Raw genomic sequence first — 24,680 nt, forward strand, 5'->3', positions numbered from 1 at the left:
GCCACTGGGGCGTCATTGTGCCGGATTGTAGACCGCTGCGGCGACAAAACGCGCCACTTTGTCGGTGCTCCGGCTGTCAGCAGCTTGACTGCTTCGGCTATGATAGGCCCTTTGATTCAATCGGCCTACCCGGCCGGCTACCTGCATTCAAGGACACTATGAGCAAGCCCACTGCCGACAACGCGCCAAACGCCGCTGCCAAAGGCGCCCCCGCCGTCCCTGTGAACTTCCTGCGGCCGATCGTCCAGGCCGACCTGGACGCGGGCAAGCACCAGAGCATCGTCACCCGTTTCCCGCCGGAGCCCAACGGCTATCTGCACATCGGCCACGCCAAGTCGATCTGCGTCAACTTCGGCCTGGCCAAGGAATTCGGCGGCGTCTGCCACCTGCGTTTCGACGACACCAACCCGGCCAAGGAAGACCAGGAGTACATCGACTCCATCCAGCGTGACGTCAAGTGGCTGGGCTTCGAATGGGCAGGCCCGGTGCGCTACGCCTCGGACTACTTCGACCAGTTGCACGCCTGGGCCGTGGAGCTGATCAAGTCGGGCAACGCCTACGTCTGCGACCTGACCCCCGAGCAGGCCAAGGAATACCGCGGCAGCCTGACCGAGCCAGGCAAGAACAGCCCGTTCCGCGAGCGCAGCGTCGAGGACAACCTGGACCTGTTCGCCCGCATGAAGGCCGGCGAATTCAAGGACGGCGAGCGCGTGCTGCGCGCCAAGATCGACATGGCCTCGCCGAACATGAACCTGCGCGACCCGATCCTGTACCGCATCCGCCATGCCCATCACCATCAGACCGGTGACAAGTGGTGCATCTACCCCAACTATGACTTCACCCACGGTCAGTCGGACGCCATCGAAGGCATCACCCACTCGATCTGCACCCTGGAGTTCGAGAGCCACCGCCCGCTGTACGACTGGTTCCTCGACAAGCTGCCGGTGCCGGCGCACCCGCGCCAGTACGAGTTCAGCCGTCTGAACCTGAACTACACCATCACCTCCAAGCGCAAGCTCAAGCAGTTGGTGGACGAAGGCCACGTTGAGGCCTGGGACGATCCGCGCATGTCGACCCTGTCGGGCTACCGCCGCCGCGGTTACACCCCGGCCTCGATCCGCAACTTCTGCGAGATGATCGGCACCAACCGTTCCGACGGCGTGGTCGACATGGCGATGCTCGAGTTCAGCATCCGTGACGACCTGGACCGCACCGCGCCACGCGCCATGTGCGTGCTGCGCCCGCTCAAGGTGGTCATCACCAACTATCCCGAGGGTCAGGTCGAGCAGCTCGAACTGCCGCGCCACCCGAAGGAAGACATGGGCGTGCGCGTGCTGCCGTTCGCCCGCGAGCTGTACATCGACCGCGACGACTTCATGGAAGAGCCGCCCAAGGGCTACAAACGCCTGGAGCCGGCCGGTGAAGTGCGCCTGCGCGGCAGCTACGTGATCCGTGCCTACGAGGCGATCAAGGACGCAGACGGCAACATCGTCGAGCTGCGCTGCTCGTACGACCCGGACACCCTGGGCAAGAACCCCGAGGGCCGCAAGGTCAAGGGCGTGATCCACTGGGTGCCGGCCGAGGGCAGCATCGAGTGCGAAGTGCGCCTGTACGACCGCCTGTTCCGCTCGGCCAACCCGGAGAAGACCGAAGACGGCGGCACGTTCCTCGACAACATCAATCCCGATTCGCTGCAGGTGCTCAGTGGTTGTCGCGCGGAACCTTCCCTGGGCCAGGCCCAACCGGAAGACCGCTTCCAGTTCGAGCGCGAAGGTTACTTCTGCGCCGACCTGAAAGACTCCCAGCCGGGTCGCCCGGTGTTCAACCGCACCGTGACCCTGCGCGATTCGTGGGGCAGCTGAGGAACCTTCGTGCTTACCATCTACAACACGCTGAGCAAGACCAAGGAAGTTTTCAAGCCGCTGGACGGCAACAAGGTGCGCATGTACGTGTGCGGCATGACCGTGTACGACTACTGCCACCTGGGCCACGGTCGCAGCATGGTGGCCTTCGACCTGGTCACCCGCTGGCTGCGCAAGAGCGGCTATGAGCTGACCTATGTGCGCAACATCACCGACATCGACGACAAGATCATCAACCGGGCCAACGAGAACGGCGAGTCGTTCGACGCGCTGACCGCCCGCATGATCGACGCGATGCACGAGGACGAGCGCCGCCTGAGCATCCTCAAGCCGGACCTGGAGCCGCGTGCCACCGACCATATCCCCGGCATGCACGCGATGATCCAGACCCTGATCGACAAGGGCTACGCCTACGCGCCGGGCAATGGCGACGTGTACTACCGGGTCGGCAAGTTCGTCGGCTACGGCAAGCTGTCGCGCAAGAAGATCGAAGACCTGCGCATCGGCGCGCGCATCGAAGTCGACGAGGCCAAGCAGGACCCGCTCGACTTCGTGCTGTGGAAGGGCGTCAAGCCCGGCGAACCCTACTGGGATTCACCGTGGGGTCCGGGCCGTCCGGGCTGGCACATCGAGTGCTCGGTAATGTCCACCTGCTGCCTGGGCGAGAGCTTCGACATCCACGGTGGCGGCAGCGACCTGGAGTTCCCGCACCACGAGAACGAGATCGCCCAGAGCGAGGCGGCCACCGGCAAGCAGTACGCCAACGCCTGGATGCATTGCGGCATGATCCGTATCAACGGCGAGAAGATGTCCAAGTCATTGAACAACTTCTTCACCATCCGCGATGTGCTCGACAAGTATCACCCGGAAGTGGTGCGTTACCTGCTGGTGGCCAGCCACTACCGCAGCGCGATCAACTACTCCGAGGACAGCCTGCGCGACGCCAAGGGCGCGCTCGAGCGCTTCTACCATGCGCTGCGTGGCCTGCCGCGCGTGGCTGCCCAGGGTGGCGAGGCATTCGTCGAGCGTTTCACCGTGGCGATGAACGACGACTTCGGTACACCCGAAGCCTGCGCCGTGCTGTTCGACCTGGTGCGCGAGATCAACCGCCTGCGTGACAGCGACCCCGAGGCCGCCGCCGGCCTGGCAGGTCGTCTGCGCGAGTTGGGGGATGTGTTGGGTGTGCTGCAGCTGGAAGCCGATGACTTCCTGCGCGCCGGCGCCGAGGGCAAGGTCGATGCCGCTGAAGTGGAGGCGCTGATCCAGGCGCGTCTGCAGGCGCGCAGCGACAAGAACTGGGCTGAATCTGACCGCATCCGCGACCAGCTGGCCGCCATGGGCGTGGTGCTGGAAGACAGCAAGGGCACCACTACCTGGCGCCTGGCTGACTGATACTGCAACCGGGGCCGTTGTGCGGCCCAATCGCGGGGCAAGCCCGCTCCCACGTCGACGCATCTGCAATCGGGTGTCAGCGTGGGAGCGGGCTTGCCCCGCGATGCTTTTCAGGCTGCTACTTTACCGGCCCCGCCAGCGGGCAATGCAGCACCAGCCTTGCCCCACCCAGCGCACTGCTGGCCACCTCCAGCCCGAAGCCGTGCAGGTCGACGATCGCCGCGACGATCGACAGCCCCAGCCCGAACCCTGCGTGGCGATGGCCTTCCTCACTGCGGTAGAAGCGCTTCAACACGGCCTCGCGCTCATCCGCCGGAATCCCCGGCCCACTGTCCTCGACAGCAATATGCACGCCGGCCTCGTCCTCGTTGGCGACGATACGCACCTGTCCGCCCTCGGGGGTGAACTTGATCGCGTTGCCCACCAGGTTGGCCAGTGCTTCGAAGAGCAGTTCCCGGTCGCCATGTAGCGCCGCCAGCTGCGCAGGCTGCTCCAGGTGCAGACGGATGCCGCCATCCTCGGCCAGCGGCAGGTAGAAGTCATGAAGCTCCGCCAGCAACCCTTGCGGGTCGAGCCGGACGAATCCGGCGCGGCGCTGGCGGTCTTCCAGTTCGCTGATGCGTAGCAGCCCGCGAAAGCGGGCCATCAGCGTGTCGGTCTCGCCGATCGCCTGGTCCAGCGCCGCGCCTTCGGCGGAGTCGCTGCCGCTTTGCTGGCGGATGCGGTAGAGCTGGGCACGCAGGCGCGTCAGCGGGGTGCGCAGGTCGTGGGCGATATTGTCACAGACGCCCTTGACCTCGTGCATCAGCCGCTCGATGCGGTCAAGCATGGCGTTGACGATGGCGGCGAGCATGTCCAGTTCATCGCGCCGGGCCGACAGGGGCAGGCGGTGGGTGAGGTCGCCGGCGACGATCAGCTCGGCTTGGGCCTGGATCGCGCGGATGCGCTTGAGCGGCCTGCGCCGTAGCAGGTACCAGCCGGCGAAGCCCGGGATCAAGGTCAGCGAGATACCCCAGAGCAGAGCGTCGAGGATGATCCTCGTCACCACGAACAGCGAGCCGTTGTCGCGCACCAGCACCAGCCAGCGACCGTCCTGCACCTTGATCGCCACGGCATCGCAGCTGTCGCGGGGCAGATGGGGATCGTCGGCGTCCAGGCAACGCTTGAGCTCATGGACCTTGCCGTCCAGGCCCAGCTCCGAGGGAATTGCACGGATGCGCCCGCCGATCGGGTTGAGCTGGGTATCGAACAGGCCGTAGGCGTCGAAGCTGCGCTCCTCGAAGGCCTGGCTGGCGACCAACGCGTCGTCCAGCTGCTTGCCGCTCATGTGGGCGAACAGGTGCTGGCGTTGCAGCATCGAGTGGCGGGTGAGCTTGTTCAGGTAGCTGGTGACCTCGAAGTACAGCACCCCCATGAGGATGCTGCTCCAGGCCACGAACAGGAAACTGTATAGCGCCAGCAGACGGCTGGTGGAGGAGCTCCAGCCCTTAGACGGGTTCGGCAATGGCATAGCCGGAGCCCCGCACGGTGCGAATCAGCGGGTTCTGGCCGGGCGAGTCGATCTTCTTGCGCAGGCGGCCGATGTGCACGTCGATCAGGTTGGTGCCGGGGTCGAAGTGGTAGCCCCACACCTCCTCGAAGATCATCATCCGGGTGATCACCTGGCCGGAGTGGCGCATCAGGTACTCGAGCAGCTTGTATTCGGTGGGCAGCAGGTTCAGCGCCTGTTCGCCGCGGCGGGCTTCGTGGCTGATCAGGTCAAGCTCGAGGTCGGCGACCTGCAGGCGGGTCTGGGTCATCGGCACGCTGTTGCGGCGCAGCAGCACCTCGACCCGGGCGGCCATTTCGTCGGAGGCGAACGGTTTGGTCAGGTAGTCGTCACCGCCGGCGCGCAGGCCGCGCACGCGCTCGTCGACGTCCGACAGCGCGCTGATCATCAGGATCGGCGTGGCGATCTTCAGGTTGCGCAGGGTGGTGACGATGGTCAGGCCGTCGACCTCGGGCAGCATGCGGTCCAGGGTGATCAGGTCGTAGCCGCCGGCGATGGCCTTGGCCAGGCCTTCACGGCCATTGTCTGCCCAGTCGACTTCCAGACCGTGGCTGGACAGTTCGGCGACGATTTCCTGGGCGGTGACAGCGTCGTCTTCGATAGTCAGTACGCGAGGCATGCTGGTTCCTGGGCGGCGAGTGGAGACCTGATTGTGCCAAAGAATAGACAACCGGCGATTTAAGAAAAATTCATCTAGGCAATACTGCCGCGGCTGACGCTCAGATGGCGCAGCAGTAAAAAGAAAGGGGCGTGCCATTGCTGGCACGCCCCTTCTCATGACGGCACGGGCTTAAACGACCTTGACGATCCAGCCCGCTGGCGCCTCGACATCACCGCTCTGGATGCCGGTCAGCTCGGCATACAGCTTCTGCGTCACGGGGCCGACTTCGGTTTCGCTGTGGAATACGTGCAGCTTGCCGTTGTACTGGATGCCGCCGATTGGCGTGATCACCGCAGCGGTACCGCAGGCACCGGCTTCGACGAAACGGTCGAGCTTGTCGATTTCCACGTCGCCTTCGATGACCTTCAGGCCCAGGCGCGATTCGGCCAGTTCCATCAGCGACAAGCGGGTGATGCCCGGCAGCACCGAGACCGACTTCGGCGTGACGAATTCGTTGTTGGCGGTGATGCCGAAGAAGTTGGCCGACCCGACTTCCTCGATTTTCTTGTGGGTCAGCGGGTCAAGGTAGATGCAGTCGGCGAAGCCGGCTTTCTTGGCTTCATAGCCCGGCTGCAGGCTGGCCGCGTAGTTGCCGCCGACCTTGGCCGCGCCGGTGCCCTGCGGGGCGGCACGGTCGAAGTCGGAGATGAGGAATTTGTGCGGGGTCATGCCGCCCTTGAAGTACGAGCCGACCGGGATGGCGAAGACCGAGAAGATGAATTCAGGGGCGGTGCGCACGCCGATGTTGTCGCCGGTGCCGATCACGAATGGGCGCAGGTACAGGGCGCCTTTGCCGTGCGGTGGGACAAACTTCTCGTTGGCCTTGACCACCTGTTTGCAGGCTTCGATGAACTGTTCGGTCGACACCCGTGGCATCAGCAGACGGTCGCAGCTGCGCTGCATGCGCGCGGCATTCTGGTCCGGGCGGAACAGGTTGATCGAGCCATCCTTGCAGCGGTAGGCCTTCAGGCCTTCGAAGCACTGCTGGCCATAGTGCAGGGCGGTGGAGCCTTCACTGATGTGCAGCACGTTGTCTTCGGTCAGGGTGCCCTTGTCCCACTCGCCGTTACGCCATACGGACAGGTAACGCTTGTCGGTCTTGATGTAGTCGAAACCCAGCTTGTCCCAGTTAATGCTTTCGTTACTCATGACACCCTCATTGCTCTTGCCCGAACACGGCGGGCTGCTTTTATATGCGCACCCCGCCACCTTAATACATCCGGCGCGGATCGGGAACTGTAGGAAATCTGTAGGAGCGGGGCACATGGTTCAACGCAAGCGCCGGTTCCAGTCCCCGCCATGATCGCGCCAACATGCCTCCTCGCTGTCGAAGCGCACATGCCAGGCGACATGGTCCAGTTCGAAGCCTGCGTCACGCAGCGCCTGGGCCGTCAGCGCGATCATCCGCGCCTTGTCCGCGCCGGCCAGCGCGCGGGCCTTGTCGGTGTCATCGGTGAACACCCAGGTGATGCGCAGGCTGGCGGGGAAGTCGTCGAGGTCCACCTGGTGGGTGAGCCAGGCGAAACCGACGATCTCGCCCTGGGCAGTGGCGCAGGCTTCGGTCAAGCAGGCGACCATCTCCCGCTCCAGGCGCGCCAGGGCGCGCTTGCCGCTGGCCATCAGACGTTGTCGATCTGCTGGCAGAAGCGCAGGCGGTTGCCGAACGGGTCGGCCACCTGCATTTCCAGGCCCCAGTCGACCGCCTCGGCCTGCGGGCGGGCGTAGCCGTAGCGCTTGGCCAGCAGTTCGCACTCCAGCGCCTTGAGGTCCTCGACCCGGGCAAACACCGCCGAGCCCGGCGTGGCGTCGCCGTGGTGTTCGGACAGGTGCAGGATCAAGCCGTCGCGGTGGATCTGCATGTACAGCGGCAGGTCCGGGGCGAAGCGGTGTTCCCAGTCGAGCTGGAAGCCCAGGAAATCGAGGTAGAACTCCCGGGCCTTGTCGACCGAGAAGATCCGCAGGATCGGAATGGCGGGTGCGAATTGCATGGGGGCGTCCTTGGCTCGAAAAGGGGCAGGGTGGTCACTTTAGCCTACTTCGCCACGCCGGCAGGCACTTGAATCGCGCGTCCGGGCGTAGCCGCTCTGGCCCGCAGCCTTGCGGCATGACTGACGGTCCGAAAGTTTCATCATCGTTCATCTGCGCAGTTGGCCCGCTCCCTGCTATATCCCTCCAGCGAATATTGATCGAGTGGTCAGCCCGGCGCGCCTGCAAGCGCCCCGCGCAGGGCCCTCATCCGGCCGTCAGGCCATGGATTTCAGGGGTTTGAGGATGTCGTCGGCGCAACAGATCGACCCGCTACAGGCAGAGCCAGGCTGGCGCGCCCACCTGCGGTTGCGCTTCGTCCAGCGTGACGGCGTGACCCGGCTTGGTGCGCGCCATCATGTCGGACCTCTTTTGGTGCAGCGGCCTTTCTATCCGGAGGGAGCACCATGCCATGTCTATGTGCTGCACCCTCCAGGGGGCATCGTCGCCGGCGACCGTCTCGAGCTTGACGTCCACCTTGAGCCCGGCAGCCATGCCTTGCTCACCATGCCTGGCGCAAGCAAGTTCTACCGCAGCATCGGCCCAACAGCGCGGCTGGGCCAGCGCTTTCACCTCGCCGCCGGCAGCACCCTGGAATGGCTGCCGCAGGACAGTATCTTTTTCAACGGCGCCCGCGCTGGCCTCGACAGCCGTTTCAGCCTTGAACCCGGCGCGCGCCTGCTGGCCTGGGAGACGCTGTGTCTGGGCCGTCCGGTGATGAACGAGTGCTTCGAAGAGGGCGCGCTGGACAGCCGCCTGCGCATCGAACTGCCCGGCGAGCCGGGCCTGCACGAGCGCCTGCGCATCGAGGGTGGGCTGCTGGACAAGGTCGCCGGGCATCCGTTGCTCGCCACCTTCTGCGCAGTACCCGCCGACCAGACGGTGCTGGAGCGGGCGCGGCAGATCCTCGACGAACTCGAAACCCCAGCCGGCGCGACGCTGCTCGGCCCGCTGCTGGTGATCCGCCTGCTCGACCACGACAACCAACACCTGCAACGCAACCTGCAGCGCCTCTGGCACTTGCTGCGCCCGGCCGTGCTCGGCCTGGCACCGTGCCCGCCGCGCATTTGGGCCACCTGAGAGAGCCGCCATGGAGCTGACCCCGCGAGAGAAAGACAAATTGCTGCTGTTCACCGCCGCCTTGCTGGCCGAGCGACGACTGGCCCGTGGCCTGAAACTGAACTACCCGGAGGCGGTGGCGCTGATCAGCGCCGCAGTGCTCGAAGGCGCCCGCGATGGCCGCACGGTGGCCGAGCTGATGAGCCTCGGTCGCGAGGTGCTGGTGCGCGAGCAGGTGATGGCCGGCGTGCCGGAAATGCTGCACGACGTTCAGGTCGAGGCGACCTTCCCCGACGGCACCAAGCTGGTGACCGTGCATGAACCCATCGTTTGAGGAGGCCGGCATGATTCCAGGAGAAGTCCAGGTCGCCGCAGGCGACATCGAGCTAAATGTCGGTCGCCTGAGCGTCAGCGTCAGCGTGGCCAACCATGGCGATCGCCCGGTACAGGTGGGCTCGCACTACCACTTCTACGAAGTCAACGATGCCCTGGTGTTCGAGCGCGGGCCGACCCGAGGCTTTCGCCTGGACATCCCGGCCGGCACCGCGGTGCGCTTCGAGCCCGGGCAATCACGCACCGTGCAGTTGGTGGCTTATGCCGGCAAGCGCGAGGTGCACGGCTTTCAGGGCAAGGTGATGGGCGTGCTGGAGGAAAGGGCATGAGCCGCATTTCCCGCCAGGCCTACGCTGATATGTTCGGGCCTACCGTTGGTGACCGCGTGCGCCTGGCCGATACCGCGCTGTGGGTGGAGGTCGAGAAGGACTTCACGATCTATGGCGAGGAGGTCAAGTTCGGCGGCGGTAAAGTGATCCGCGACGGCATGGGCCAAGGCCAGATGCTCGCCGCCGAGGCCATGGATCTGGTGCTGACCAACGCGCTGATCATCGATCACTGGGGCATCGTCAAGGCCGATATCGGTGTCAAGCATGGCCGTATCGCCGCCATCGGCAAGGCCGGCAATCCTGATGTGCAGCCCGGCGTCACGGTACCGGTGGGGCCGGGCACCGAGGTCATCGCCGCCGAAGGCAAGATCGTCACCGCTGGCGGCATCGACTCGCATATCCACTTCATCTGCCCGCAGCAGGTGGAGGAGGCGCTGACCAGCGGGGTAACCACCTTCATCGGCGGCGGCACCGGCCCGGCCACCGGCACCAACGCCACCACCTGCACCCCAGGGCCCTGGTACCTGGCGCGCATGCTCCAGGCCGCCGACTGCCTGCCGATCAACATCGGCCTGCTGGGCAAGGGCAATGCCTCGCGGCCCGAAGCCCTGCGCGAGCAGATTGCCGCCGGCGCCGTGGGCCTCAAGTTGCACGAGGACTGGGGCTCGACACCAGCGGCCATCGACTGTTGCCTGGGGGTGGCCGAGGACATGGACATCCAGGTGGCGATCCACACCGATACCCTCAACGAGTCGGGCTGCATCGAGGACACCCTGGCGGCCATCGGCGAGCGCACCATCCATACCTTCCACACCGAAGGGGCGGGCGGTGGCCATGCGCCGGACATCATCCGCGCGGCCGGCCAGGCCAATGTGCTGCCATCCTCGACCAACCCGACGCTGCCCTACACCGTGAATACGGTAGACGAGCACCTCGACATGCTCATGGTCTGCCACCACCTGGACCCGAGCATCGCCGAGGACGTCGCCTTCGCCGAGTCGCGCATCCGTCGCGAGACCATCGCCGCCGAGGACATCCTCCACGACATGGGCGCCTTCGCCATGACCTCGTCCGACTCCCAGGCCATGGGCCGGGTCGGCGAGGTGGTGCTGCGCACCTGGCAGGTTGCGCACCAGATGAAGCTGCGCCGCGGCCCGCTGGCCCCGGACAGCGCCTACAGCGACAACTTTCGGGTCAAGCGCTACATCGCCAAGTACACGATCAACCCGGCGCTGACCCACGGCATCGCCCACGAGGTCGGCTCGGTGGAGGTGGGTAAACTGGCCGACCTGGTGCTGTGGGCACCGGCGTTCTTCGCGGTCAAGCCGGCGCTGGTGGTAAAGGGCGGCATGATCGCCACGGCGCCGATGGGAGATATCAATGGCTCCATTCCAACCCCGCAGCCGGTGCATTACCGGCCGATGTTCGGCGCCCTGGGGGCGGCGCGGCATGCCACGCGCATGACCTTCCTGCCCCAGGCCGCCCTGGACCGAGGCCTGCCCGCAGAGCTGAAACTGCAGAGCCTGATCGGCCTGGCCCACGGTTGCCGGCAGGTGCGCAAGGCCGACATGGTCCACAACACCCTGCAACCGCTGATCGAGGTCGACGCCCAGACCTACCAGGTGCGTGCCGACGGCGAGCTGTTGGTGTGCGAGCCGGCGCACGAGTTGCCGCTGGCACAGCGTTATTTCCTGTTCTGAAGGAGCGAACATGATTGTCCTCACACGCCGGATCACTGCAGCCCAAGCCATCACCGGCAGCGTCACCCTGAATGTCGACAGCCGCATCAAGAGCCGCCTGCGCGTCACCCTCGACGACGGCCGCGAGGCCGGGCTGATGCTCGAACGCGGCCACCTGCTGCGCGGCGGCGAATTGCTGGCCGATGCCGATGGCCAACAGGTCATTCGCGTGCTTGCCGCCCCCGAGGCGGTCTCGACTGTGCGCTGCGCCGATCCTCACCTGCTGGCCCGCGCCGCCTATCACCTGGGCAATCGCCATGTGCCGTTGCAGATCGAGCCGGGTCTGTTGCGCTTCCAGCACGACCATGTGCTCGACGACATGCTGCGTGGCCTGGGGCTGGAAGTGATCGCCGAACAGGCGCCATTCGAGCCCGAGGCCGGTGCCTACCAGAGCGCCCCCCACAGCCATTCCCATGGCCACGATCACCCGTTCGTGCGTCTTCCTGCCCATTCCTGACTTCATCCCGGAGCCCACAATGAAAAAGACTTTCGCCCTGGTTTTGCTGATGGTGGCCTTGCCGGCCTTCGCCCATCCTGGCCACGACAGCAATCCGTTGCAGGATGGCCTGCTGCACCCGCTGACCGGCCTCGATCACTTGCTGATGCTGCTCGGCACGGGTGTGCTGGCCGCCCTGACGGGGCGCAGCCTGACCTTGCCATTGGCGACCCTGGCGGCGATGTTCGGCGGCGCGGTCTGCGGCCATCTGTTCGGCGATGTGGTCGGCATGGAGCAGATGATCCTCGGCTCGCTGCTGGTGGCGGCCGCGGCCATGTTGGTGCCGAGTCGTCAGTTGCTGCTGTCGCTGATCATGCCGGTGTTCGCCCTGTTCCACGGTTGGGCCCATGGCGTGGAAGCCACCCCTAGCGCGTTCTGGCAATTCAGTGCCGGTTTTGTAACGGTCAGCGGCCTGCTACTGGCGGCGGGCTTTGGCGTAGGCTGCCTGCTGCGGCGCCATGCCGCCCTGCAGAAGGCTTTCGGCGGCGGCCTGCTGGCGGGCGCCGCGCTGGTGCTGGCCGGCTGATGCACACTGATCTGGCGCTGCTGCGCTTGCTGCAGTTGGCCAGCCCGGGTTTGCCGGTGGGCGGCTTCACCTACTCGCAAGGCCTGGAGTGGGCCGTGGAAGCCGGTTGGGTGAAGGATGCCAAAGGCTTCGCCGCCTGGCAGCGCGAGCAGTTGCACGACACCCTCGGCCACCTCGACTGGCCATTGCTGGCGCGCCTGTACAAGGCCTGCCAGGCCGAAGATGCCGACGCTTTCGCGCACTGGAGCCAGTTTCTTTTGGCCAACCGCGAGACCGCCGAACTGCGCCTGGAAGAACGGCAGCGCGGCAGCGCCCTGGCGCGTCTGCTCGATGGCTGGCAATTGGGGCAGGAGCCAGCCTGGCGCGCCAGCCTCGAGCTCAGCCAGCTGGGCGGCATGGCCTGGCTCGGGGCGCACTGGTCGATCCCGTTGCGTCAGCTCGCCCTGGGCCATGGCTTCGCCTGGCTCGAGGGTGCGGTGATGGCGGGGGTGAAGCTGGTGCCCTTCGGCCAGCAGGCCGCGCAAACCCTGCTACGCGACTTGGGCGAGGAACTGCCTGCCGTGCTTGATCATGCTCTGGGCCTTGACGACGACCAGCTCGGCGGCGGCCTGCCGCTGCTGGCCATCGCTTCATCGCGCCATGAAACCCAATACACCCGTTTGTTCCGTTCCTGAGGACAGCCACGATGCAAAACTATCAGCAACCCCTGCGTGTCGGCGTCGGCGGCCCGGTCGGTTCCGGCAAGACCGCGCTGCTTGAAGCCCTGTGCAAGGCCATGCGGGATCACTACCAGATCGCCGTGGTGACCAATGACATCTACACCAAGGAAGACCAGCGCATCCTTACCGAAGCCGGGGCCCTGGAGCCTGAGCGCATCGTCGGCGTCGAGACCGGCGGTTGCCCGCACACGGCGATCCGCGAGGACGCCTCGATGAACCTGGCGGCCGTCGAGGCGTTGGCGCGCCAGTTTGGCAACCTCGAGGTGATCTTCGTCGAGAGTGGCGGTGACAATCTGAGCGCCACCTTCAGCCCGGAGCTGGCCGACCTGACCATCTATGTGATCGATGTCGCCGAGGGCGAGAAGATCCCGCGCAAGGGCGGACCGGGCATCACCAAGTCGGACTTCCTGGTGATCAACAAGACCGACCTCGCGCCCTATGTGGGGGCGTCGCTGGAGGTGATGGAACGTGACACCCGGCGCATGCGCCCGGAGCGGCCGTGGACGTTCAGCAACCTGAAGAAAGGCGAGGGGCTGCAGGCAGTGATCGATTTCATTGTCGAGCGCGGGATGCTGGGGGTTGCGCGCTAGCCATGAGACCGAGCGCAGCCCACACCGCGCTGCGTTAACGGTTGCGGCGCTTCACCTGGGTGCCAGTACGTCCTCAAGGACGATTTCCTACGAGTTAATGAAGCGCTTTCACGTGGCGAAGTGACTTCTTCCTAACGCTGCCTGGCAGGAACAGAAGATAGAGTCAACCGGGCTGCAGGAGGAGCGCTTCGCCTGTGCAAATCAAACCGGGAAATCACTGAAAGGACACTGTATGAAAAAGATCGTACTGGTCGCGTCGCTGGCAGCCGCAAGCTTGACCCAGATGGCTTATGGCAGCCAACCGGCGGGCTCTCCAAAGGGCACCCCAGCGCTCATCCAAAGCAGCATGGCGGCAAAAAGCCTGCCGGTTGACGCCCCGTTTATTGGTGACATGGGATCAAGCGCATGCCCGGGCAGGACCGCCCGCACTTCTACCGGCGACTGCCAGCCGCCTGCTGAATTCGATTGATAAAGCGTGGCGCGGACCGCCTTGTGAAATACCCGACCTGCGGTGAATCCAGCCCTATGCCCGGCCAGCGCGATGCTATTGGCCAATGCATTGAGGTCAATTAGAATAAATATCATTTACACCTGCAGCAGCGTGCCATTGATGACTGAGTCCACCGCGGCCCCTGAACCCACGCTAAGCGCTCTTTATCGGGCACATCGCGGTTGGCTGCACGGCTGGCTCCTGCGACGCCTGGGCGACACCTGGACGGCTGCCGACCTGACCCAGGACACCTTCCTGCGCGTGCTGGCCGCTCAGCAGTCCCAGACCCTGGCCAGCCTGCGCGAGCCCAGGGCGTATCTGCTCACCGTAGGCCGTCGGCTATTGGTCAACCACTTTCGACGACGTTCGCTTGAGCATGCCTATCTCGAGGCGCTGCGCCAGTTGCCCGAGGCGCTGGCGCCATCACCTGAGCAGCGCTGGGTGCTCTTAGAGACCCTGCAGGCCCTTGATGAACTGCTGGATGGCTTGCCCCGCCCGGTGCGCCAGGCGTTTATCTGGTCACAGCTGGAGGGCCTGGACTACGCCAGTATCGCCACCCGCCTGCGGGTCAGTGAGCGCACGGTCAAGCGCTACATGGTCAGGGCCTACGAGCATTGCTTGCTGGTGGCGCTGTGAACGCGCGCACCGATGACGCGGCGCGGCGCCTGGCTCGCGAGGCGGCGCAATGGCTGGCCTTGCAGGATGCCGGTGGCTTGAGTGCCGAGCAGCGCGACAGCCTGAGTCGCTGGCGTGAGCGCAGTGCTGCCCATGAGGCGCTGTGGCAGAAGGCCGAGGCGCTGCGCGAGCGCTTCAGCCAGGTGCCGGCACCGTTGGCGGCGACCTGCCTGGACCGCCCCGATCCAGACCGCCGTCGCTTGTTGGGGCAGGCCCTTGCCGTGGGCACCCTGGTGCCACTGGGGTGGTTGGGTTATCGGCAATTGCCGGTCGATAGCTGGCGTGCCGACCTGCGCACCGCCACCGGCGAGCGTCGCGGCCTGACGTTGCCTGATGGCAGCCGCTTGCAGTTGAATACGGCCAGCGCGGTGAACCTCGATTTCAGCCTCGGTCGGCAGCAGGTGCAACTGGTCGCCGGCGAGATCGCCGTGGACAGCGCCGGCTCGCTGCAGGTACAGACCCGGCAGGGCTTGTTGCGCGCAGGGGGGGCGAGCTTCTGCGTGCGCCTGGGCGGGCGGGGTTGCACCGTTTCGGTCAGCCGTGGCCAGGTCGATCTGCAACCGTTGTCCGGCCCAGGCGCGCGGGTGGATGCCGGACAGCGTGCGCTGCTCGGGGCCAGCGGCATCGGTGCCTTACAGCCATTCGATGCGCAGTTGCCAGGCTGGCAGCAGGGATTGCTGCTGGCCAACAACCAGCGGCTGGGCGAGTTGTTGCGTGAGCTTCGCCGCTATCGCCCTGGTTTGCTGCGTTGGGACCCGGCGTTGGAGCGCCTTGCGGTGACCGGCACCTTCCAGTTGGACGACACTGACCGCATCCTTGCATTGCTGGCCGCGAGCCTGCCGTTGGTGGTGCATTACCGCACTCGTTACTGGGTGTCGCTGACACCGCGCGAAAATACTGCCTGACGGCTGTCCCTTTTTTCCTGCTCACCGGTCATTCAGGGCATCACCCTCCAACAAGAGCATTGCGGATGTCCCTGAACCCTCTGATTCGCCCCTTGTCCACGCCTGTGCTGTTGCTTGCCCTGGGTTTGCCGGGGATGTCCTGGGCCGATGACGCGCCACGGCGCAGCTACCAGATCCCGGCAGGCAGCCTGGCCGCTGCGCTGACTCGCTTTGCCGGCCAGGCCGGGGTCAACCTCTCGGTAGACCCGGCGCTGGTGGCCGGGCACGGCAGCAATGGGCTTGCCGGCGAGTACGCTGTCGAAGAGGGCTTCACGGCATTGCTGCGGGGCTCGGGCCTGCACCTGGTGCCCGCCGGGCAGGGCGGCTACACCCTGATGCGCCAGATAGCGCCGGGTGACGGCGCCCATGAGCTGCCCAGTACCACTATCAATGGCCAGGGCATCGGCTCGGCCAGTGATTCCTACGCGGGCGGCCAGGTGTCGCGGCGCGGCAGCCAGGGCCTGCTGGGCGAGCGAGACTACATGGACACGCCTTTCAACATCACCTCCTACACCAGCGAGCTGTTACAGAACCAGCAGGCGCGGACCCTGGCCGACGCGGTGGCCAACGACCCGTCCGTACGCACCACCAACCCGTCCGCCGGGCGCTTCGAGCAGTTCTCGGTGCGCGGCTTCAGCCTGTACAACAGTGATGTCGCCTACGGTGGCCTGTATGGGGTGCTGCCCACCTACTCCATCGACATGGAAATGGTCGACCGCGTCGATATCCTCAAAGGGCCCGGTGCCTTGCTGGGCGGGCTGGCACCCAATGGCAGCGTTGGCGGAGGAGTCAACATAGAACCCAAGCGCGCGGGCGAGACGCCGCTGACCGAGTTCACCGCGCTGTATGCCTCGGCCGGTCAGGGGGGAGGGCATGTGGACATCGGCCGGCGTTTCGGCGAAGGGCAGCGTTTCGGCCTGCGTCTGAATGCGGTGCGTCAGGCCGGCGATACAGAATGGGAGCACCAGCGCCTGGAGCGCGAGGCCTCGGTGCTGGGCTTCGATGTGCGCGGCGAGCGCCTGCGCCTGTCGCTGGATGTCGGGCATCAGCAGCGCGATGTCGACGCGCCTATGGAGCGGGTTGGCCTGAATCCTGGGGTCAATGTGCCGCACGCCAAGGCCATCCACCACAACTTCGCCCAACCTTGGAGCTACTCGCGGGCCGAGGACACTTTCGGCGCGGTGCGCGGCGAATACGATGTCAGCGATAACTGGATGGTCCATGGCGCGCTGGGGGCGCGCAAAGGTGACTACGACTTCCTGCGCCACGCGGTGCAGGTCACCAATGATGCCGGGCGCTTCAGCGTCAGCCCTCGGGCATTCCAGCGCGAGGAAAAAGTGATCACCGGTACTGTCGGGGTGCGGGGCTGGTTCGATACCGGCGCGGTCGGCCATACCCTGAACATCAGCCTCAATCGCTTCGACATGACCTTCGACAATAGCGGCGCGCGCTATGCCGCAGGTGTGAGCAATCTGTTCGACCCGGTGGCCCTGGCTGCGCCCGGCACTACGACGGCGCTGGACAACCCGACCCACACCAAGACGCTGCTCTCCAGCCTGGCTCTGGCCGACACCCTGAGCCTGGCCGAAGACCGCGTGCTGCTCACCCTCGGCGCCCGGCTGCAGCGGGTCGAGGTCGACAGTTCCGAGCCTGGCGAGCCCGACCAGCGTTACGACGAACATGCCACCTCGCCGGCCCTGGGGCTGGTGTGGCGCAGCAGCGAGCGGTTGTCGCTGTATCTGAACTACATGGAGGGGCTGACCCAGGGCCAGGTGGCGCCGGAGACGGCGAACAACGCCGGCAAGGTGTTCGCGCCCTATCGCAGCAAGCAGGTGGAGGTGGGCGCCAAGTACGACGCCGGCAGCTTCAGCACCACCCTGAGCCTGTTCCGTATCGACAAGCCGGCCTACTACACCGATGCGCAGGACAACCTGCGGGCCGATGGCGAGCAACGCAACCAAGGGCTAGAACTGAACTTGTTCGGCGAACCCCTGGCCGGCGTGCGCCTGCTCGGCGGGGCGATGCTGCTGGACGCCGAACAGACCCGCACCGCCGACGGGCGCAACGATGGCAACCGGGCCATCGGCGCGCCGATCGTCAACGCCAATCTGGGCGTGGAGTGGGACCTGCCGGCGGTGGCCGGGTTGACGCTCGGCGCCCGGGTGATCCACACCGGCAACCAATACCTGGATGCGGCCAACCAGCAGAAGATCGATGCCTGGCAGCGCTATGACCTGGGCGCGCGCTATGCGCTGAAACTGGGCGGCAAGGCGATCACCTTGCGCGCCAGCGTGGAAAATGTGCTCGACAAGACGTACTGGGCTTCGGCGAACGTGCCGGAAGGCACCGCCACTGGCCTGACCTTGTCGACGCCACGCACCTGGCTGGTATCGGCGACGGTCGGGTTCTAATGTCTAGCGGGCCAGGGCCTGGTTCGGTTTGTAGAACAGGAAATGCGTGGTCTGGGCCGTCTTGCGATAGGCCTTGGCCCAGTCGGGGCGGACGCTGCGGTCATGGAAATACAGGGCGCCGCCGGTGGGGTCCTTGAGCTGCTGGTTGAGTGCCTTGCGGGCGATTTCCTTGGCCACCGCGTAGCGCTCCGCTTCTTCGACCTGGTCGGGGCGCCCGTCGCACCACCAGGAAAACTGGCAGCTCTTGCTCTCCACCCCCTGCTTGACCACCGCGCAGATGCTGTCGGGAAAGCCTTCGTGGCCGAGGCGATTGAGCACCACGCTGGCCACCGCGCTCATGTCCTCGGCGTCGGCGCCCTTGGCTTCCCAGTAGATGGTGCGGGCCAGGCAGGTGATGCTGTCGTCCATCGGCGCCTGGCCTGCCGGGTCGACGGCCTGGACTTCACCGGGGGTCAGGGTTTCCTGTTTTTTGGGAGGTGGGGCATCCTCGACCACCTTCTCCTCGAGCACCTGCGCCTTGTCTTCGGCAACCGCGGCCTGTTGGTTGTCGGCGGCGAGGAGGGGGCCTGCAAACAGGGTCAGGGACAGACCGAACAGCATCCACGCAAGGCGCATGATCGAGACTCCGCGAGAGGGCTGTCCACAGTCTAGCCGTTCGGGTTCAATTCAGTGTCAGGCTCAGCACCAGGGGCAGGGTCGCGGCGGCGGCGATGGTCTGCAGGGCGATGATGGTGGCCATCAACGGGGCGTTGCCGCCCATCTGCCGGGCCATCACATAGGACGACGAGGCGGTGGGCAGCGCCTGGAACAGCACCGCCACCACCGCGGCCTGGCCACTCAGCCCGAGCAACCGGCACAGGCCCCAGGTGGCCACCGGCATGACCAGGAACTTGAACAGCGACGCGGCCAGCACCGGTCTGAGCTGCTGCCCCAGCCGCGCCCCGCCGAGCGCCGCGCCCACGCACAGCAGGCCCAGCGGCAACGCTGCCTGGCCCAGGGCCTTGACCGTGGGCTCCAGGCCGGCCGGCAGGCCGAGGGCGGTTACCCGCAGCAACAGGCCAGCCGCGCAGCCGATGATCAACGGGTTGGCGAAGATCGCCTTGAGCACCGTGGTCGGTGAGCTGTGGCGTGCGCTGAAGCGGGCGAACACCAGTACGCAGAGCAGGTTGACCAGCGGCACGATGGCTGCGTTGGCCACCGCCGCGAGGGCGATGCCGGCAGTGCCGTAGAGGCCGGAGGCCAGGGTCGCGCCGATATAGTTGTTGAAGCGCACGCCACCCTGGAACACCGAGGTAAAGTCGCCGCCGTCATGGCTGGCGACGCCTTGGTAGAGCACCAGCAGCAGGGCGCCGAGCAGGGTAGAGAGCATCAGCACGCCGACCATGCCCAGTACCGGCACGCCGTCGAGGTTGGCGGTGGCCAGGCCGTGCAGGAACAACGACGGCAGCAGTACGTAATAGCTCAGGCGTTCGGCGCCGGGCCAGAAGGTTTCGGCGAGAAAGCCACGGACCCGCAGCCAGGTGCCCAGGGCGATGAGCAGGATGATCGGGACGAGCGTAGTGAGCAGCAGGTGGAGCATGGCGGGTGGTCCGTGGCCGGGTACGGGCACAGACTAGCGGAGTTGAGTGAGCAGAAAAAACGGTGTTTTTCTTGAGTGACCGTTGAGAAAAAATGCATTGTTCATGACAGCTGCGCGGCGCTTTCGCCAGCGTTCATGCCTCGAGTGCGGTCTTCAATACCGCACTCAGGTGTCGCCGCTGGCTCTTTTCATGTTCCAGCAGCACCATGCGCCGGGTCAGTTGCGGTTCACCGAAGGGCAGCACGGTGGCGGCTGGCAGCCGTTCGAGGTCGTCGTCGCTCATGGGGATCACCGCCACCCCGAGCCCCATGGCCGCCATTCGCGCCAGGGCCTCCTGGCTGTCCAGCTCCATCTGCTCGTTGACCTGCAGGCGCTGACGACGCAGTTCCTGTTCGATCTGGCGGCCGGCCCAGGCGCGTTTGTCGAAGCGCAGGAACGGCTGGCTGGCGAGCAGCGCCGACAGGCTCTGGCCCGCCAGATCCGGGCTGGCGATGGCCCAGAAGCGGTCCTCGAACAGCGGCGTGTACTGCAGGCTTTGCGGGTAGGGGCTGACCGGTTCGGTGGTGATTGCCGCGTCCAGCTCGCCATCTTCGACCCGCCGGGCGAGTTCCGCAGACATGCCCGACACCACGCTGACATGCAGCTCGGGGTGGTGAGCCTTGATCCACACCAGAGCCCTGGGCAGGCGCCGGGCGAGCACGGTGTGGATCGCCCCGATACGCAGGCGACCGCGCAGGCTCGGGCCGCTGGCCAGGGTGTCGGCCAGTTCGTCGTAGGCAGCCAAGATGCCTTCGGCGCGGGCCACCGCCAGCTGCCCGGCCTCGGTCAGCATTACCTGGCGGCGGCTGCGGTCGAACAGGGCGACCTGCAATTCGTCTTCCAGGGTCTTGATGTGCAGGCTCACCGCCGAGGGCGTCAGGCTGAGCAGGTCGGCGGCGCGGGCGAAGGTGCCATGGCGGGCGATGGTGACCAGGGTGCGCAGGGCTTTGAGGGACACGCGGGGCTCCGGTTCTTGACGTGGCAGGCTCACCTTGTCGAGGGCGCTACGATACGCGAATGCGCGCCTCAACGCCCGGGGCGTCCGTATGCCTGGCTGATGCGGTCGATCACCATGGCCAGCGCGACGATCGCCAGGCCCGCCTCGACGCCCTGGCCAACGTTCAGGGTCTGGATACCGGCCAGCACGTCCTCGCCCAGCCCGCGGGCGCCGATCATCGAAGCTACCACCACCATCGACAGGGCCATCATCACCGACTGGTTGAGCCCGGCCATGATGCTCGGCAGGGCCAGCGGCAGGGCGATGCGCCGCAGCCGTTGCCAGCGGCTGGCGCCCAGGCCATGGGCGGCCTGCAGCAGCGACGGGTCGATCTGCGCCAGGCCCAGTTCGGTCAGGCGCACCAGCGGCGGCAGGGCGTAGATCAGCGTGGCGAACACCGCCGGCACCTTGCCCAGGCCGAACAGCATCAGCACCGGAATCAGGTAGACGAAGGCCGGCAGGGTCTGCATCACGTCGAGGACCGGCAGGATCAGGCGCCGGGCCAGCGGGCGGGTGGCCAGCAGGATGCCCAGCGGCACCCCGATCAGTACGCACAGGCCGGTGCTGACCAGCACCAGGGCGAGGGTCTGCAGTAGCTTGTCCCACAGCCCGAGCATGCCGATCAGCGCCAGCAGCAGTGGCAGCATCAACGCCCGGGCCAGGCTGCGGCTGGCATGCCAGGCCAGCAGGCCGACCAGCACCAGCAGCAGCCACCAGGGCAGCAGCCGCAGCAGGTTTTCCAGGCCTAGCAGCAGTTGCAGCAACTGGTCGGAGACGGTGCGCAGATGATCGCCATAGTGCAGTACCAACCAGTCGACCAGACGGTTGACCCAGGCGGCGAAAGAGAATTGCAGGGCTTCGGGAAAACCACCGCTCACAGGCCGGCCTCGACCTTGGCGGCGTGTTCGGCGGGCAGCCAGGCCTTCCACACCGCAGGGTTGTCACGCAGGAAGGCGATCGCCGCGTCGCGGGGTTTCTGCCGGGTTTCGCTCATGCGGGCGAGTGCCTTGTTCAGGGTGTCGATGGGCAGGTCGACCTTCTCGAACACGGCGACCAGTTCCGGGTGGGCGTCACGAAACGCCTTGGACACACCGATGGAGAGCTTGGCCGGCAGCGATTGGCTGCCTTTGGGAGCAGGATTGGCGGGATCTGTGAGGGTGGCCCAGGCGGCTGCATCGAACGGAGGTTCTTCGAGGCGTACCAGGTCGTAGCGGCCCATCAGCGGAGTAGGGCTCCAGTAGTAGAACAGCACGGGCTTGCCGAGCTTGATCTTGGCGGCGATCTCGGCGTCGAGCGCCGCGCCGGTGCCGCTGCGGAAGTTGTTGTACAGCCTGTCCAGGCCATAGGCCTTGAGTTTCTGGCTGTTGACGGTCTCGGAAGTCCAGCCGCTGGGGCTGTTGAGGAAGCGGCCCTTGTCGGGCGCCTCGGGGTCTTTGAATACCTGGGGGTAGCGCTTGAGGTCGTCGACGCTGCGCAGGTCCGGCGCTAGCGGTTCGAGGTTGCGTGCCGGGTCGCCCTTGATGACGTAGGCCGGTACCCACCAGCCTTCCTGCGCGTTCTTTACCGTGTCGCCCAGGGCGAACACCTGGCCGGCCTGCTCGGCCTTGACCCAGGCGGGGCTGCGCCCGGCCCATTCCTCGGCGATCACTTGCAGGTCGTTGCGCGCCAGGGCCACTTCCATGCTCACGGTGCTGCCGGGCAGGGTGTCGGTGGGGTAGCCGTAGCCACGTTCGACGATCAGGCGCAGGATCTCGGTGGTCAGTGCACCGCTTTCCCAGCCGATGGCGCCGAAGTGGATGGGTTGCTCGGCCGCAGCGGCGGAGTCGGTGCTGGCCAGGCCGAAGGCAAGGAGCAGGCTGGCCAGCAGGGTAGGAACTTTCTTCATCGGGGCCTCGTCGGTGCCGGTCCGTGGGTTCCGGCAAGAGTGTAGACGACGAGGTTTTTCAGCTATGGGCGATGGGCTGCGGGGTGTGGCGATAGCTTTGTAGTGCCTGTCAAATCGAGCGCCGCCCGCGCGGCGTTCGGTCTGACAGGCACTGCAACTCTAAAGGCTTAAACGCGGAACTGATCCATCAACCCCTGCTGCTGGTTGGCCAGGCTGTTGAGCGATTGGCTGACCCGCGCCGATTCGTTGGCCTGGCCGCTCAGCGACTCGGTCACGTCACGGATGGTGGCGACGTTGCTGTTGATCTCCTCGGCCACCGCGCTCTGTTCCTCGGCGGCGCTGGCGATCTGCAGGTTCATGTCGGTGATCACGGTCACCGCCTGGCCGATGCGCTGCAGCGCGGTAACGGCCTGGCCGACCTGTTCAACACCGCCCTGGGCCTGGCGATGGCTGCTGTCCATGGCGCCCACCACTTCCTGGGTGCCGGCCTGCAGGGCCTCGATCACCTGGCGGGTTTCCTCTACCGACTCCTGGGTGCGGCGCGCCAGGTTGCGCACTTCGTCGGCGACCACGGCGAAACCGCGGCCAGCCTCGCCGGCGCGGGCCGCTTCGATCGCGGCGTTGAGCGCCAACAGGTTGGTCTGCTCGGCGATCGAGCGGATTACCTCGAGCACCGAACCGATCTTCTCGCTGTTGCGTGCCAGGCCCTCGACCTGGGCCATGGCGCCGCTCATGTCGGCGGCCAGGGTGTCGATGCTGGTGGTGGTGCGGTCGATCACCGCCAGGCCTTCGCGGGTGGCCTGGTCGGCTTCACGCGCGGCCTGGGCGGCCTGGGCGGCGCTGCGGGCGACATCCTGGGCGGTGGCGCTCATCTCGTGGGAGGCGGTGGCCACCTGGTCGACCTGGCGGTATTGCTGCTCCATGCCGGCGCTGGTTTCGGCGGCGATGGCCGCGGACTGGTCGGCGGTGCCGCGCGCGGCCTGGACCGAGCGCTTGACCTCGGCGATGGTCGGCTGCAGCTTGTCGAGGAAGCGGTTGAACCAGCCGGCCAGCTCGCCAAGCTCGTCCTGCTTGTCGTATTGCAGGCGGCGGGTCAGGTCGCCCTCGCCGCTGGCGATGTCCTTGAGCATGGCTGCCACGCCAAGAATCGGCCGGGTCACGCCGCGGGCCATCAGCCACACCAGCAGCAGGCCGGTGATGGCGGCGGCCAGGCCCAGGCCCAGTTCGAGCAGGGTGCCGCTGGTGTTGAGGGCGTCGAGTTCAACCTTGAGCGCCTCGGCCGGCCCGGTCAGGGCACTTTCCGGCACGTCCAGCAGCACGCCCCAGGGCTTGCCGCCAGGGATCGGCTCGAACGCAGCCAGCACTTTCAGGCGCTGCTGATCGTGGAGGATCTGCAGTTTGCCTTCGGCGAGCTTGCGCACCAGTTCCGCGCCCTGGGTCCGGTCGACCTGATCGAAGCGCTGGGCCAGCTTGCCGGCATCGGCGCTGTAGCCGGCCAGCAGGCCCACGGGGCTGAGGATGCCGACCGTGGTCTGGCCCTCGTAGAGGCTGCGGCTGGCGGTCTGGCTCAACGCCTGCAGGCTATTGAGGTTGATGTCGATGGACAGGGTGGCGATGACCTTGTCGCCGGCCTTGAGCGGGAAGACGATGCTGGTCATCAGCACGCGCTGGCCGTCGATGTCATAGAAGTACGGCTCGACCACGCACACGGTGCCGGTACTGCGCGGGCACACCCACCAGGTGTTGGCCGGCTGGCCACTGGGGCCGATCTCGGTGTTGGCCATGTCGTGCTCGGGCAGCGCCATCGAGGTCAGCTGGCCGACCCGCGGCTGCGACCAGTACAGGGCGAAGCGCCCGGTCTCGTTGCTGCCCAGTTCGCCCTGGCCGGCGAACAGCTTGTCCTTGCCATCCAGCGCGCCCGGTTCGAACACCAGCGACAGGCCGAGCAGGTCGGGGTTGGCCTGCAGCGCGGCACGCACCTGGGCGGTCATGTCCTGGCGCAGGTCGTAGGCGTCGAGGAAGCGTTTCTCGGCCTGTTCACGCAGGAACAGCACCTGACGGGCGAAACCGGCGCCGTACTGGTAGGCGTCCATGAACTGACGGCGGATGTTCAGGGCCTGGACCTCGCCCTGGGACTCGATGCGCGACTGCGCCGAGTCGGAGAGCATGCGCATGCTGCTGGCTTTGACCAGGTCCGAACTGTGGTCCATGCGGTACAGCGAAAGGCCGACGAGGAGGGTGACGATGGCCGCCAGGCACAGGCCCGCCAGCAGGGTGATCTTCCATTGGATGGAGAGTTGTCGCAGCAAAGGCATGGGGAAAATCCCTTGTAATAGGTTTGATGCTGCCGACTGTGTCGGCGTGCTCGGATTTTTCTTTA

The 24,680-nt window shown here is 66.1% G+C and carries 25 protein-coding genes and 1 pseudogene; 14 read left to right on the plus strand and 12 right to left on the minus strand.

Annotated features, from left to right (window positions below):
* The first annotated feature begins 158 nt into the window (after nucleotides 1-158).
* On the plus strand, nucleotides 159-1,862 hold the full coding sequence (locus BMY03_RS12300) for a glutamine--tRNA ligase/YqeY domain fusion protein (protein ID WP_094011207.1): 1,704 nt from the start codon (nucleotides 159-161) through the stop codon (nucleotides 1,860-1,862).
* Between the two features lie 9 nt (nucleotides 1,863-1,871).
* Nucleotides 1,872-3,254: a cysteine--tRNA ligase gene (cysS, locus tag BMY03_RS12305; RefSeq protein ID WP_038705999.1), complete on the plus strand. Its 1,383-nt coding sequence runs from the start codon at nucleotides 1,872-1,874 to the stop codon at nucleotides 3,252-3,254.
* A 118-nt stretch (nucleotides 3,255-3,372) separates the two neighbouring features.
* Here the strand turns inward: cysS and BMY03_RS12310 are convergent, their stop codons facing one another.
* From BMY03_RS12310 to BMY03_RS12330, 5 genes are all read right to left on the minus strand, one after another.
* On the minus strand, nucleotides 3,373-4,764 hold the full coding sequence (locus tag BMY03_RS12310) for a sensor histidine kinase (RefSeq protein ID WP_094011208.1): 1,392 nt from the start codon (nucleotides 4,762-4,764) through the stop codon (nucleotides 3,373-3,375).
* Complete coding sequence (locus BMY03_RS12315) at nucleotides 4,742-5,422, minus strand: response regulator transcription factor (protein ID WP_038706001.1); 681 nt, start codon at nucleotides 5,420-5,422, stop codon at nucleotides 4,742-4,744. Before BMY03_RS12315 ends, BMY03_RS12310 begins: the two co-directional genes overlap by 23 nt.
* A gap of 171 nt (nucleotides 5,423-5,593) precedes the next feature.
* Complete coding sequence (locus BMY03_RS12320; protein ID WP_038706002.1) at nucleotides 5,594-6,613, minus strand: branched-chain amino acid aminotransferase; 1,020 nt, start codon at nucleotides 6,611-6,613, stop codon at nucleotides 5,594-5,596.
* A gap of 120 nt (nucleotides 6,614-6,733) precedes the next feature.
* A complete protein-coding gene (locus BMY03_RS12325; protein WP_094011257.1) occupies nucleotides 6,734-7,087 on the minus strand; it encodes a hypothetical protein in 354 nt (117 codons plus the stop codon).
* A complete protein-coding gene (locus BMY03_RS12330; RefSeq protein WP_038706003.1) occupies nucleotides 7,084-7,452 on the minus strand; it encodes a glyoxalase superfamily protein in 369 nt (122 codons plus the stop codon). The genes BMY03_RS12325 and BMY03_RS12330 overlap by 4 nt, the downstream gene beginning before the upstream one ends.
* Before the next feature lie 283 nt (nucleotides 7,453-7,735).
* Here BMY03_RS12330 and BMY03_RS12335 point away from each other — a divergent pair, with 283 nt between their 5' ends.
* From BMY03_RS12335 to BMY03_RS12390, 12 genes are all read left to right on the plus strand, one after another.
* Nucleotides 7,736-8,569, plus strand: a complete 834-nt coding sequence (locus BMY03_RS12335; protein WP_038706004.1) for an urease accessory protein UreD — start codon at nucleotides 7,736-7,738, stop codon at nucleotides 8,567-8,569.
* 10 nt (nucleotides 8,570-8,579) lie between these two features.
* The gene (locus BMY03_RS12340) at nucleotides 8,580-8,882 is read left to right on the plus strand and encodes an urease subunit gamma (protein ID WP_038706005.1); all 303 of its coding nucleotides are present in this window, start codon (nucleotides 8,580-8,582) and stop codon (nucleotides 8,880-8,882) included.
* A gap of 10 nt (nucleotides 8,883-8,892) precedes the next feature.
* Entirely contained in the window at nucleotides 8,893-9,210 is a 318-nt protein-coding gene (locus BMY03_RS12345) for an urease subunit beta (protein WP_023632872.1), read from the plus strand.
* The gene (gene ureC / locus BMY03_RS12350; RefSeq protein ID WP_038706006.1) at nucleotides 9,207-10,910 is read left to right on the plus strand and encodes an urease subunit alpha; all 1,704 of its coding nucleotides are present in this window, start codon (nucleotides 9,207-9,209) and stop codon (nucleotides 10,908-10,910) included. The genes BMY03_RS12345 and ureC overlap by 4 nt, the downstream gene beginning before the upstream one ends.
* A 10-nt stretch (nucleotides 10,911-10,920) precedes the next feature.
* Nucleotides 10,921-11,406, plus strand: coding sequence for an urease accessory protein UreE (ureE, locus tag BMY03_RS12355; RefSeq protein ID WP_038706007.1), 486 nt, complete (start codon nucleotides 10,921-10,923; stop codon nucleotides 11,404-11,406).
* A 19-nt stretch (nucleotides 11,407-11,425) separates the two neighbouring features.
* A complete protein-coding gene (locus tag BMY03_RS12360) occupies nucleotides 11,426-11,971 on the plus strand; it encodes a HupE/UreJ family protein (RefSeq protein ID WP_038706008.1) in 546 nt (181 codons plus the stop codon).
* Nucleotides 11,971-12,645, plus strand: a complete 675-nt coding sequence (locus BMY03_RS12365; RefSeq protein ID WP_094011209.1) for an urease accessory protein UreF — start codon at nucleotides 11,971-11,973, stop codon at nucleotides 12,643-12,645. Before BMY03_RS12360 ends, BMY03_RS12365 begins: the two co-directional genes overlap by 1 nt.
* Before the next feature lie 11 nt (nucleotides 12,646-12,656).
* Nucleotides 12,657-13,280, plus strand: coding sequence for an urease accessory protein UreG (gene ureG, locus BMY03_RS12370; RefSeq protein ID WP_023632538.1), 624 nt, complete (start codon nucleotides 12,657-12,659; stop codon nucleotides 13,278-13,280).
* Nucleotides 13,281-13,512: 232 nt separating this feature from the next.
* Nucleotides 13,513-13,749, plus strand: coding sequence for a hypothetical protein (locus BMY03_RS12375; RefSeq protein WP_023632539.1), 237 nt, complete (start codon nucleotides 13,513-13,515; stop codon nucleotides 13,747-13,749).
* 141 nt (nucleotides 13,750-13,890) lie between these two features.
* The gene (locus tag BMY03_RS12380; RefSeq protein ID WP_094011210.1) at nucleotides 13,891-14,406 is read left to right on the plus strand and encodes a sigma-70 family RNA polymerase sigma factor; all 516 of its coding nucleotides are present in this window, start codon (nucleotides 13,891-13,893) and stop codon (nucleotides 14,404-14,406) included.
* Nucleotides 14,403-15,350: a FecR domain-containing protein gene (locus tag BMY03_RS12385; RefSeq protein ID WP_094011211.1), complete on the plus strand. Its 948-nt coding sequence runs from the start codon at nucleotides 14,403-14,405 to the stop codon at nucleotides 15,348-15,350. Before BMY03_RS12380 ends, BMY03_RS12385 begins: the two co-directional genes overlap by 4 nt.
* A gap of 65 nt (nucleotides 15,351-15,415) precedes the next feature.
* Entirely contained in the window at nucleotides 15,416-17,800 is a 2,385-nt protein-coding gene (locus tag BMY03_RS12390) for a TonB-dependent receptor (RefSeq protein ID WP_094011212.1), read from the plus strand.
* Between the two features lie 3 nt (nucleotides 17,801-17,803).
* Here BMY03_RS12390 and BMY03_RS12395 read toward each other — a convergent pair whose 3' ends face one another.
* From BMY03_RS12395 to BMY03_RS26985, 7 genes and pseudogenes are all read right to left on the minus strand, one after another.
* Nucleotides 17,804-18,415, minus strand: coding sequence for a cell wall hydrolase (locus BMY03_RS12395; protein ID WP_094011213.1), 612 nt, complete (start codon nucleotides 18,413-18,415; stop codon nucleotides 17,804-17,806).
* 46 nt (nucleotides 18,416-18,461) lie between these two features.
* Nucleotides 18,462-19,379 (minus strand): AEC family transporter, encoded by a 918-nt coding sequence (locus BMY03_RS12400; protein WP_094011214.1) that lies wholly within the window; start codon nucleotides 19,377-19,379, stop codon nucleotides 18,462-18,464.
* Between the two features lie 133 nt (nucleotides 19,380-19,512).
* Nucleotides 19,513-20,376, minus strand: a complete 864-nt coding sequence (locus BMY03_RS12405; RefSeq protein WP_094011215.1) for a LysR family transcriptional regulator — start codon at nucleotides 20,374-20,376, stop codon at nucleotides 19,513-19,515.
* Between the two features lie 68 nt (nucleotides 20,377-20,444).
* A complete protein-coding gene (locus BMY03_RS12410; RefSeq protein ID WP_046855806.1) occupies nucleotides 20,445-21,293 on the minus strand; it encodes an ABC transporter permease in 849 nt (282 codons plus the stop codon).
* Nucleotides 21,290-22,300 carry an ABC transporter substrate-binding protein gene (locus BMY03_RS12415; protein ID WP_094011216.1) on the minus strand — a complete coding sequence of 337 codons (1,011 nt, stop codon included), beginning with the start codon at nucleotides 22,298-22,300 and terminating at the stop codon, nucleotides 21,290-21,292. The genes BMY03_RS12410 and BMY03_RS12415 overlap by 4 nt, the downstream gene beginning before the upstream one ends.
* Before the next feature lie 167 nt (nucleotides 22,301-22,467).
* Complete coding sequence (locus BMY03_RS26980) at nucleotides 22,468-23,223, minus strand: methyl-accepting chemotaxis protein (RefSeq protein ID WP_371041468.1); 756 nt, start codon at nucleotides 23,221-23,223, stop codon at nucleotides 22,468-22,470.
* A gap of 102 nt (nucleotides 23,224-23,325) precedes the next feature.
* A pseudogene (locus BMY03_RS26985) lies at nucleotides 23,326-24,615 on the minus strand (methyl-accepting chemotaxis protein); the annotation flags it as partial.
* Between the last annotated feature and the right edge of the window lie 65 nt (nucleotides 24,616-24,680).

The organism is Pseudomonas soli (assembly GCF_900110655.1).
GTDB classification, from domain to species: Bacteria; Pseudomonadota; Gammaproteobacteria; order Pseudomonadales; family Pseudomonadaceae; genus Aquipseudomonas; species Aquipseudomonas soli.

Excerpts from the sequence above, each read along its gene's own strand:
- BMY03_RS12300 (WP_094011207.1), top strand. The coding sequence starts at position 159 with ATGAGCAAGCCCACTGCCGACAACGCGCCAAACGCCGCTGCCAAAGGC.
- BMY03_RS12310 (WP_094011208.1), bottom strand. The coding sequence starts at position 4,764 with ATGCCATTGCCGAACCCGTCTAAGGGCTGGAGCTCCTCCACCAGCCGT.
- BMY03_RS12315 (WP_038706001.1), bottom strand. The coding sequence starts at position 5,422 with ATGCCTCGCGTACTGACTATCGAAGACGACGCTGTCACCGCCCAGGAA.
- BMY03_RS12320 (WP_038706002.1), bottom strand. The coding sequence starts at position 6,613 with ATGAGTAACGAAAGCATTAACTGGGACAAGCTGGGTTTCGACTACATC.
- BMY03_RS12330 (WP_038706003.1), bottom strand. The coding sequence starts at position 7,452 with ATGCAATTCGCACCCGCCATTCCGATCCTGCGGATCTTCTCGGTCGAC.
- BMY03_RS12335 (WP_038706004.1), top strand. The coding sequence starts at position 7,736 with ATGTCGTCGGCGCAACAGATCGACCCGCTACAGGCAGAGCCAGGCTGG.
- BMY03_RS12340 (WP_038706005.1), top strand. The coding sequence starts at position 8,580 with ATGGAGCTGACCCCGCGAGAGAAAGACAAATTGCTGCTGTTCACCGCC.
- BMY03_RS12345 (WP_023632872.1), top strand. The coding sequence starts at position 8,893 with ATGATTCCAGGAGAAGTCCAGGTCGCCGCAGGCGACATCGAGCTAAAT.
- ureC (WP_038706006.1), top strand. The coding sequence starts at position 9,207 with ATGAGCCGCATTTCCCGCCAGGCCTACGCTGATATGTTCGGGCCTACC.
- ureE (WP_038706007.1), top strand. The coding sequence starts at position 10,921 with ATGATTGTCCTCACACGCCGGATCACTGCAGCCCAAGCCATCACCGGC.
- BMY03_RS12360 (WP_038706008.1), top strand. The coding sequence starts at position 11,426 with ATGAAAAAGACTTTCGCCCTGGTTTTGCTGATGGTGGCCTTGCCGGCC.
- BMY03_RS12365 (WP_094011209.1), top strand. The coding sequence starts at position 11,971 with ATGCACACTGATCTGGCGCTGCTGCGCTTGCTGCAGTTGGCCAGCCCG.
- ureG (WP_023632538.1), top strand. The coding sequence starts at position 12,657 with ATGCAAAACTATCAGCAACCCCTGCGTGTCGGCGTCGGCGGCCCGGTC.
- BMY03_RS12375 (WP_023632539.1), top strand. The coding sequence starts at position 13,513 with ATGAAAAAGATCGTACTGGTCGCGTCGCTGGCAGCCGCAAGCTTGACC.
- BMY03_RS12380 (WP_094011210.1), top strand. The coding sequence starts at position 13,891 with ATGACTGAGTCCACCGCGGCCCCTGAACCCACGCTAAGCGCTCTTTAT.
- BMY03_RS12390 (WP_094011212.1), top strand. The coding sequence starts at position 15,416 with ATGTCCCTGAACCCTCTGATTCGCCCCTTGTCCACGCCTGTGCTGTTG.
- BMY03_RS12395 (WP_094011213.1), bottom strand. The coding sequence starts at position 18,415 with ATGCGCCTTGCGTGGATGCTGTTCGGTCTGTCCCTGACCCTGTTTGCA.
- BMY03_RS12400 (WP_094011214.1), bottom strand. The coding sequence starts at position 19,379 with ATGCTCCACCTGCTGCTCACTACGCTCGTCCCGATCATCCTGCTCATC.
- BMY03_RS12415 (WP_094011216.1), bottom strand. The coding sequence starts at position 22,300 with ATGAAGAAAGTTCCTACCCTGCTGGCCAGCCTGCTCCTTGCCTTCGGC.
- BMY03_RS26980 (WP_371041468.1), bottom strand. The coding sequence starts at position 23,223 with ATGGAGCAGCAATACCGCCAGGTCGACCAGGTGGCCACCGCCTCCCAC.